This is a genomic window from Bacillus sp. FSL M8-0063 (assembly GCF_038005545.1).
Lineage (GTDB): Bacteria > Bacillota > Bacilli > Bacillales > Bacillaceae_G > Bacillus_A > Bacillus_A wiedmannii.
The window spans coordinates 1-8,672 of record NZ_JBBOTJ010000008.1 but is presented as its reverse complement, the minus strand read 5'-3'; the positions used below and the strand labels follow the sequence as shown (position 1 = coordinate 8,672).

7 protein-coding genes are annotated in these 8,672 nt (G+C 28.4%); 4 read left to right on the top strand and 3 right to left on the bottom strand.

The genetic code is table 11. The features are described 5' to 3' along the window. Positions 1-184: 184 nt before the first annotated feature. The gene (locus tag MKX31_RS29015) at positions 185-970 is read left to right on the top strand and encodes a hypothetical protein (RefSeq protein WP_277511710.1); all 786 of its coding nucleotides are present in this window, start codon (positions 185-187) and stop codon (positions 968-970) included. A 573-nt stretch (positions 971-1,543) separates the two neighbouring features. Then, complete coding sequence (locus tag MKX31_RS29010; protein WP_340982023.1) at positions 1,544-1,807, top strand: hypothetical protein; 264 nt, start codon at positions 1,544-1,546, stop codon at positions 1,805-1,807. A 234-nt stretch (positions 1,808-2,041) separates the two neighbouring features. Here the strand turns inward: MKX31_RS29010 and MKX31_RS29005 are convergent, their stop codons facing one another. From MKX31_RS29005 to MKX31_RS28995, 3 genes are all read right to left on the bottom strand, one after another. Next, a complete protein-coding gene (locus MKX31_RS29005; protein WP_340982022.1) occupies positions 2,042-2,614 on the bottom strand; it encodes a tyrosine-type recombinase/integrase in 573 nt (190 codons plus the stop codon). A gap of 242 nt (positions 2,615-2,856) precedes the next feature. After that, the gene (locus MKX31_RS29000) at positions 2,857-4,026 is read right to left on the bottom strand and encodes a hypothetical protein (protein WP_340982021.1); all 1,170 of its coding nucleotides are present in this window, start codon (positions 4,024-4,026) and stop codon (positions 2,857-2,859) included. Further along, positions 4,016-5,431 (bottom strand): tetratricopeptide repeat protein, encoded by a 1,416-nt coding sequence (locus MKX31_RS28995; protein WP_340982020.1) that lies wholly within the window; start codon positions 5,429-5,431, stop codon positions 4,016-4,018. Before MKX31_RS28995 ends, MKX31_RS29000 begins: the two co-directional genes overlap by 11 nt. Before the next feature lie 668 nt (positions 5,432-6,099). Here MKX31_RS28995 and MKX31_RS28990 point away from each other — a divergent pair. Further along, positions 6,100-6,684, top strand: coding sequence for a MarR family transcriptional regulator (locus tag MKX31_RS28990; protein WP_340982019.1), 585 nt, complete (start codon positions 6,100-6,102; stop codon positions 6,682-6,684). A gap of 1,226 nt (positions 6,685-7,910) precedes the next feature. Beyond that, the gene (locus MKX31_RS28985; RefSeq protein ID WP_340982018.1) at positions 7,911-8,462 is read left to right on the top strand and encodes a MerR family transcriptional regulator; all 552 of its coding nucleotides are present in this window, start codon (positions 7,911-7,913) and stop codon (positions 8,460-8,462) included. Positions 8,463-8,672 lie beyond the last annotated feature (210 nt).

Below are 8,672 nucleotides of genomic sequence, written 5' to 3'. Positions count from 1 at the left end.
AACCAATGTCTTTGCCAAGATTCGTGGTTCTACTGTTAGAAAAAGGCGAATAAGAATATAGCATACATACAATAAGGGAATGCAGTATAGATCAGTCTACAAGCATTCCCTTGCTATTATTATGTTATGTTTGTAATATTGTTTTTTGTTGTAATAAAATTTTTTGTTATATGGAGATGGTTATATGTTTGAAGAGCAATTTTTGAATTTTTATTTTAAAAAAATAAGTATGTGGAATTTAGTTTATAAGTATATTTGGATAAACTTACTTGTATTCGGTTTAATTTTTATATCTTCATTAGTTATTGGATTATTTGTTTTTCGTTATGATTTTGTTTCACCATTTATTCTATTAATCTCTATATTATTATATATAATTTTAATGAGTTTGTGTTTTGGTTTTATTGTTATAAAACCTGCTGTTTCAATATCTAAGAAAAAATATAATATTTCTTTTAAAAGTGATCATTGGAGAAATTTTATTTATTCTATTCTTCGTTCTTATTTATTTAAAAAAGAAATCTTGGTTTCTGATCCAGCTAAAGATGAAAAAACTTTAAAGTTTTTAATAAATGCTTTAAAAAAAAGAAAAGAAGATGCTGAAAAATATAGCTTTCTAAAAGTTATGGCTAATCATATGGCGTTGTTTTTTCTTTTATGGATTCCAATTTGGTCTGGATTTCATACTTGGATGTATAATCATTTTGCTTCTACATGGAAAGATGCAGTATATCATTTTATTGGTTGTACTGGATTAGTGATTTTTATAGTTTTTTCTTGTTGGCTTCCCTTTAGAAAAAATATTTTAGAAGAAATATCTAATAGAAAGTCTGGTAAAATTTCATATCTAATTAAGGCTTTAGAAAGTATTAAGTTTTCTTTAGAAAATCCTAATTATAATAGAGCTGAAAAGCCTATAGTAATTAAACAAAGTATAATTAATGAAATTATTAAAGAGGTTGAAAAATAATGAAGTATTAATAATTCAATTTTAAATGTTATATAAAAAACTAGCATAATTAGTACATGCTAGTTTTTTATAAGATTATTTTTACATTGCTAAATTTGTGATGTAATATCCAAATTCATAACCTATTCTTACAATTCCGGCACCTAATATTATGTAAAGAGAATACTTGATAAATTTGTTTTCTTTTAGAAATTTATTTAAATTATTCATGATGAATATCCCTTTCTGAATTTTATAATTATTATATTGGGGGTACCGCCAGCATTTCGAAAAAAAACCACGCTAAGAGTATGCAAGATTTTATGCGGAAAATAGGGAGACATAGGGAAGCCAAAAGGCGCTCCAGAATAGGAATGTATAAAAAGATGCATAGGGTCATAGAAAAAGAAAAAGGCGAATCCCTTGTGAGAGTAAGGGGACGCCTTTTTCTTTGCTACCAATAATGTTACGTTATGTTAACTTTACATGAATAGGATATACAGTTAAAAAGACACAATACATCGTTTTTCCTAAATGGTACAATTAAGAGAAGGAGAATAGTTTAAAAAAGTGTGTTGAGTTGGGGATGATAAATTGAAAAGTAATAAATCAAATAGGACTTTAAAAGTTGGAACTAATATCGTACTTATTTTATTAATCTTAGGTGCATTCCAAATGTTTTTTGATGAAAATTATACAAATGATCACTTTGGTTGGTTATTTTTGATAACTTTTTGGGTGATTAGAAGTATGTATGGTTTTACTGTAAGTTTAAAAGAAGGGAATAAAAAGTTAGCATTAATTGATTTAGGTTTAATAATTTTTGCTTTTTATTTTTTTATTTTCTCAGGGAATTAGATATTTTCTCTAAAACTATCTAATTCACTAACGGGGCTTTAATTTAAATAAACTTTATATAAAAGTAAAGCTTAGAGTCATATAAGAACTCTGAGCTTTTTTGTACGCTACCGATAACGAAAATTATGTAAACGAGCTGTCCATATGGACAGCTTATTGTATGTTTTTGCTTAGCGTAGTTTTTTTCCGAAATGCTGGCGGCACCCCTATTATAATTCATTTTAATTATAATGATTAAATTTGAAATGTATCAAGTACATTATCTTTTTCTTCTTTATTGATGCCGATATATTTTAGGGTTATTTGTGGTGTACTGTGATTTAAGATTTCTTGCAACATAGCTACATCCTTAGTTTGTTTATAGAACCAATAACCGAAGGTTTTTCGCATGGTATGGGTCCCGATAGATTCTATACCGGCAAAATCTCCGGCTTTTTGCAATTGTCGATATGCTTGGATCTTACTAATGGGTTGCTCTCCTTTTCGAGAAGGGAATAACCAGGTATTTTTTAGGGTTTGGGCATACGAATAGATTTCATCAAAGATAGAAGTAAGATTAATTATGCGTTCTTTCTTCGTTTTTCCTTCTTTAATCTTAAATTCTTTTCTCTTTTTTCGTTTTAGTTTCACTATGGTTTGTGTTTCGATTTGGAGTAGATCACTGACACGTAATCCAGTATGAATGCCAACAAGAAAGAGAATATAGTCTCGTTCGGAACAATGACGTTTAAGAGCCCATTTCATATCTTCGATCTGTTCTTTGCTACGGATAGGTTGGACATCAATGAGATGTGATTTTTTGTTCATGGATTTTGACCTCTTTATTTATAGTGTTTTGAATGTATACTTTTTCTGTGTATTTTGAGGATATCAGGGGAATTGGGATGGAGTCAATGTTTAAGGTGGTTTGAAAGTAAACTAATATTCAAAAGTTTACATTCGTTTAATAATAAGTAAAAAACTATTTTTAGGGGTCTTTTGCTTGTTTTGAGTAATAAATGGAAATTAAACTTTTATTCAATTTTTGCATATAACAAAGAAAAAGGGTCTTAATTAAGACCCTTTTTCTTTGTTATATAAGAATATAAACATAAGTAGCTAATTCCTATTATTAAATTTATTAGAGAATAACTAAATAGCATTGTACTTGTATTTGTGTTTGTATATAGAAATCCTCCTATTGGATTTCCTAATGAATCACCTATTAAAAATGCTGATTGAAGAATACCGAAATATATTGGTAATTCTTTTTTTGGTAATATATTGTATTCTGTAATCTCTTTTGTGATTAATACTCCAGAAATTAGTATTGATGAAAATAAGATAGGAATGATAATTAATTTAGTTTCTGGAAATAAACCTGATGAGAAAAACATTATTGATAGTGATATTTCTATACAAAAAAGTGTTATTTGTGGTTTTAAAGTGAAAAACTTTTTCTTGAATATAAAACTTCCTAGTATTTTGAATATAGTATATAGACTCATAATTATACTAATAATACTAACATTATAACCAACTTTTTTAAGGATTATTGGGTAATAAGGTTCTAGCATTCCCATACTGATCCCTATAAGAATACAAAGAGATGTTATAAGTAATGTTAATTTTTTATTTTTAGGTAGAAGTTTTATATTATTATTGTTTTCTAGGTGTTTATTAGGAATTTTCTTAATGAATAAACAGCTTGATAGAGAAAAAGCTGATAATATTAATAAAATAATATATATTGAATTATTTTCGTTAAATATAAACAATATTTGACCTGATATAATGGTCCCTAGAGTTATCATTAATTGCATGATTATGATTCGTGAAGATAAAATTTCTGATTTATCTTCGGGATTTTCGTTTATTAATTCAAACATCCAATTTCGAATAATTAATATTACTATCGATGCTCCTATACCAGAAATGAATCCTGATATAACAGGTAGTATAATTGGTTCGGTAAATATTCTAAGTGACATACCTAACATATATATTGGTAAAAATATAAGGATGTTTTTTTGTATACTTAGTTTACTTATATATTTTCCTAATAAAAAGGAGAAAGACCCAGCTATCGCCATAGCTGAGTATGAAAGAGAATAAGAGAATACACTTTTGTTTTTTTCGAACCATAAGACATGTACATATTTTGATGCACCCATACTTAAATAAAATAATGTAAGAAATAAGATTAAGGTTTTATATTTTTTGATATATTTAATTTGCAAATTGATTCACCTTTTGTTTATCAGTTATTAAATTGATTAAAGTGTCAATTTCTTGATGATAGTTATTATTTTTTTGCAGATTTAGATGTGGTAATAAATCTAATATCTTATTGAATTCATTTTTGTTATATAGTGTGAAAAAGTAGTTGTAGATCAATTCATCGTGCATTTCTTTTTCAAAGTTAAAATATATTGCTTCTTTGAAAAGCTTTTGTGCTTTAGTGAATTCACCTATTACAAGATAATAGTATCCTTTTAATGATTGATGTATTGATAATTCCTCTAAATTTTCTTTTTCTATTTCTAGTAACATTGAATGTGCTTCTTTGTATTTTTCATTCATAAATAATATTCTTATTAATTCATATCTGTAATCAGGATCATTTGGATCTATTTTAATTACTTCATTGTACGTTTTAATTGTTTTTTCGATATCACCGATACTGTTGTAACATTGTGCTAGGTTATACATAAGTACACTTTTATGTAAAACACCGTAATTATATTTTTCATTATGTATAATTGTATTTAAAGTATTGATTTTTTCTGTTAAAAGTTTTATTGCTTCTTTTATTTTTTTCTTTCTAAACAGTACTAATGCATAACCATTTCTATTGAATACAGCTGAAAATTCTTTAGTGTCATGTTTAAAATTCTTATCAGTTAGTAATTTATAGGCAGTATCTAAAAATTGTTCTGTTTTAGAAATATCTATAAATGCTTTTGGATGATGTCTAATACATAACATAGATAGTACATAATATGCACTTGTAATTCTTTCGTTATTATTTTCTTTTAATACTCTTTGGAGTAGGTTTTCCCCTGTAAGAGTTTCATTTAGTGTATTGTTAGCCATGGCTAACATATAGTATAATTCAGCTTTTTCTTGTTCATCAATTATGTTTAGAAGTTCTTCTCCTATGTATTTCGCAGTCCAAGAATCTCCAACACGTAAGTATTCTTTCATAGAGTTTAATGATATTTCAGGGACTTGATTTATACTCATGAAATTTTGAAATTTTACTGTTATTAAATTACTTTCTTTTAGGTAATGAGATAATCTTTCTATAAAAAATAGAGAAGGTTTTTGAGTGTTCTCAGTATTTATAGTGTATTCTATTTTTATTTTTTCTTCTGAAATGTATTTTGATAATTTATAAGCGATATTGTTGATTAGACGTAGGGCTTTTAGTTGTTCAAAAAATCTTAATTGATGTTGAATATTTTGAGTGTTTGTTAATGAATTCTTATTTATATCAACAAAAATATTATCGGTAGGGTTTAAAAAGTCTTTTTCTAATGGGGTTAATATTCCCTCGTTTTGTAATGATTTATATGTTTTATTTATTAAATTTGTACTAATCAAACTGTCATCCGATATATTTAATTTTTTAAAATTTTCCATTTATTTTCCCTCCAATCAAAAATAGGTAGGCTTATAATTTATAAGCCTACCCATTTTTGTTATGTAGATTAAGCGTACATGTTGATAGAAGTTTTTTTAGCTGGTGTAGGGAATTTGATAGTCTTTTTCATGGTTATTTCACCTCCTTAATTTATGTTGTTAAGTAACTTCGTTTACTATAATATCCAAATATCCATATTGTGTCAATCTAATTATTTAAAAACTTAGATTTTAAAATTTATTTTATTTTATCAGAAATAACGGATTATTTTCTCGCTTTATAAGATGCTTAAATAAGAAAGAAACCTTTATATATCAATATTATTGTTCTATTTATATAATTCATTGTTTAAATGTATATAACAATAAAATATTATTAATCTATGTATATGATAGTTAAAAATGTAAGAAATATGCATTATTGCATAATAAGGATTTTGATTAATGAAGTATATTAATAGTGAAAAATACCAAATTGAGTTTTGGGAAAAAAATATTAAATACATGGAAATAAAAAAAATTCCCTTGTGTTATAATTGAAAGTGACCAAACTCTCAACTAGGGAAGGGAATTTTTTATGTACCTATTTAATTACAAATTCTATAAGAATCATAACATAATTCTTTTCTCTTCTCTAGTTGTAAATGTTAGAAAAGAGGAGAAAGATTATGTCAAAGCTCGTTAATTTAGAACAGGCTGAGAAAAAAGCAAGATTGAGAGACATCGAGAATTCAAAAATCTTGTCAGAAGAAGAGATGTACATAGTAAATGAACTTCAAGCGAAAGCTAGTTCAAGAGGGATGAAATTAGTTCCTGAACGTAAAATAAAGAATAAAGCAAAGTTTGTTCAGATCATTCAACAAAATATCCAGTATTTATTTGAAATTGATTATTTAACGAATGCTGAAAAAGTATTTTTATTAGATATTTCAATGTGTGTAGGTTTTTTAAGTAATTGTTTAGTTAGCGATATTAATTCAAAAGAACAAATTCCATTAACTCAGCGAGAATTAGCTAAAAAAATTGGAAGACATGAAACTAAGGTTAGTCCGTTAGTTAGAAAGTTAATTGATAAAGGTATTATAGCCCGTTCAGAGAGTGGCGTTGATGATAATAACGTTAGAGCATACGCATTATTTATAAATCCTCACATCATGTTTTCAGGGAATAGAGATGAAGTTAATCCGACACTTAAAGCTATGTTTAGAAAGGTCCCAAAACAACTTAAAAATTTACCTATTAAATTATTCTAAGTCTACTTATTAAAGTAGACTTTTTTTATTAATTTCGTACTTACCAAAAACGGTAAGTTTACTTACCAAAAACGGTAAGTACGAAAAATCCTGAAACCCTTGGTATTACTGGTTATTTTCGACTTTAGTATGCTTGTCCCTTCTTACTCTATATAGAAACAGCTAAAAGTTCCGCAAGGAACGGGTCGTATTTTCTTTCGCTTTGCTACAGAAAATCTCCACCCTTTTCGCTTTGCTACTTCCTTGCGGAACTTTTTTCGGCTCGAGTTTGGATATCACCAAGCCGATACATCCAAAAGCAACTATTTGGGATCATCGGCTTGAATTGCTATTATACGAGCCGAACCGCTAGTACCTTCGTCTAATAATTTCACTTACCATATTAATAGATACGTAATACGTGGGGTCTCGTCCCCACACGACGAACCAGCCTCAACCCCAAAAGCAAAGGAAAACCTTCTTTTAAACCTGTTTATTTTTCTTTTTAAGCGTTTGTTTTTGTTTTTACGACAACAGTATTATTTTAGATTTATATTCTTTAAAAAGGATTCTGGGGCGCCTGAATAACACTTTGTATTTTGGTGTTATTTGCTTCTGAACTATGGATTTATATTTATTTAATGCTATTTGTTTTCTTTTAGTATTTTAAAGTAATGTTTGATTGCAATTTATTAAAAATATCATGTCGTTAGTGAGTACTCATATGGAGACATCAAAGGGACTTTATGTACTCACTGAGTCTACATCTAGGGACACGATGGGGACATTTGATGGGTTTTGTGTCGTCAGTGAGTGGACATCCTGGGAATTTTCGTGTACCCACGTTTAAGCTAGGCTCCGCCTAGTCCCAACCCCTAGTTGGGCCCAAAAACCCCTTATGCTCTTCGCTCTTTTTTTGATTCGGAATTTCCAATTTTATAAAATGACTTATCTTTTAGTTGAAATTTATTATGTTAAAAAACAAAAGAATGATTTTAATTTTGGCTTATTGCAAGGTTATTAGAAAATTTTTTGTAGCACGGCTAAGATCTTTGCTAAATGAAGTATGAATTAGAAATATGAAAAATTCCGTTATTTTTATATGACAGGAGGATATAAACCTTAGTAGAATGAATTAGTAAAAACCTAGGTTTAGTACCTAGGTTCCAAGGTTGGTTTTTTTGAAAATAACCATAGATATTAAAAATATCAAGGTTTTTATCTAGGTTTTAAAGGTGGGTAAAAAGATGGATAAAAATGAATACCTAGGTGGAGAAAACCCAGGTTATATAGCGATGACTGTTAAAGAAGTTGCATTATGTTTAGATGAATCACCAAATGTTATAAGGAATTGGATGAAAGAATTAAAGACATATATTCCTTTAGAGAAGAATGAATCAGGTTACAATATTTTTGATGAAAAAGCTCTTGAACAAATGAAGATGGTTAAGCAATTACATCGAGAACAGAACTATTCAATAAAACAAATTGAACATTATTTTGCTACAGGTGGAGAGAGTATTAAGCCTGTTCCTAGTAAAGAAGTTGGAGAAATTTTAGCTGAAGAATTAAAAGCATTAAAAAATGAAGTTAGTAAACTTAGAGAATATAGTAAGAAACAAGAAGAATTTAATAAGTTGTTAATTGAACAATTACAAAAGCAACAAGACTATATTGATAATAAGTTAGAGAAACGGGATCAGAAATTGCTTGAAACAATTCGTGAAGTACAAGGAACAAAATCATTAACAGCATCTACGGAATCCAAAGGTTTTTTTGCGAGGTTATTTGGAAAATAATTATTTTGAGATTTATAATCTGAGTCCTGGCGTTTATGCCGCGAAAGTTCCTTGACGATGAGGGGAACCCTCAAGCAAACTCGCCAGGGGTGGCCCCAGAAGGGCGGTTTTTGCCCGCTGGGGTTAGCTTTGGGAGTTTGAGGGTTCGGAGGCTCGTGGTCAAGGGAACCGTGGAATAAAAAGCGAGGACGGACCCCAGGACAGGGCAAA

Excerpts from the sequence above, each read along its gene's own strand:
- MKX31_RS29015 (WP_277511710.1), top strand. The coding sequence starts at position 185 with ATGTTTGAAGAGCAATTTTTGAATTTTTATTTTAAAAAAATAAGTATG.
- MKX31_RS29005 (WP_340982022.1), bottom strand. The coding sequence starts at position 2,614 with ATGAACAAAAAATCACATCTCATTGATGTCCAACCTATCCGTAGCAAA.
- MKX31_RS28995 (WP_340982020.1), bottom strand. The coding sequence starts at position 5,431 with ATGGAAAATTTTAAAAAATTAAATATATCGGATGACAGTTTGATTAGT.
- MKX31_RS28990 (WP_340982019.1), top strand. The coding sequence starts at position 6,100 with ATGTCAAAGCTCGTTAATTTAGAACAGGCTGAGAAAAAAGCAAGATTG.
- MKX31_RS28985 (WP_340982018.1), top strand. The coding sequence starts at position 7,911 with ATGGATAAAAATGAATACCTAGGTGGAGAAAACCCAGGTTATATAGCG.